Here is an 815-nt window from a genome sequence, read left to right as displayed (position 1 = left end):
AAGGTGGCGGCGGCATTCGGCAAACTGACGAACGATCCGACCTCTGGTCTGATTGCCATGGCGCAGCAGTTCCACAACGTCACAGCGGAACAGATTGCTTATGTTGCGCAGTTGCAACGTGCCGGGGATGAGGCCGGGGCGCTGCAGGCAGCTAATGATGCGGCGACGAACGGTTTTCGCGAGCAGACAAAGAGCCTGCGCGACAATATGGGGTCGATTGAGACTGCTGCCGACAGCCTGAAGCGCGCTTTTAAATCGATGTGGGATGCGGCGCTCGATATCGGACGGCCTGACACCACGCAGGAGATTGTTGCCAAAGCTGAAGCGGCTTTTAAGCGGGCAGATGAAATCTGGAATCTGCGTAAAGGCGATCGTTACGTCAATGACGATGCGCGTGCCAGCTACTGGAATGATCGGGAGTCTGCCCGCCTTGCACTGGAAATGGCGCAGCAGCAGGCCCGTGTGGCAAAGGCAACGGAGGATAACGCCGCCCGCGAGGCGGTGATTGAATCTGACCGCCAGAGATATGCCGCGCAGGCGCAGTCGAATTATGCAAAGACGCAGACTGCGCTGGAGAAGTACACGGCCCGTCAGAATGAACTGAACAAGGCGCTGAAAGACGGTCGGATCCTCCAGGCTGACTACAACATCAATCTGGAAGCTGCGAAAAAAGAATACGACGACTCGCTGAAGAAACCCAAAGCCCCTTCAGCGGTAAAAACACCAGCAGGTGTAAAAAGTGTCGATACTGCCAGCGCGCAGACGCTGGAGCTGGAGGCGCAGTTACGCACTCTGCAGGAGCATAAGAGCATCAC

1 pseudogene is annotated in these 815 nt (G+C 56.8%); it reads left to right on the top strand.

The window, feature by feature from the left end:
* Window positions 1-815: pseudogene (locus OGV69_RS01425) on the top strand (phage tail tape measure protein); the annotation flags it as partial.

It is taken from the genome of Citrobacter sp. Cc139, assembly GCF_030334645.1.
Taxonomy (GTDB): domain Bacteria; phylum Pseudomonadota; class Gammaproteobacteria; order Enterobacterales; family Enterobacteriaceae; genus Citrobacter; species Citrobacter werkmanii.
This window is presented reverse-complemented; position numbering and strand designations above follow the sequence as displayed.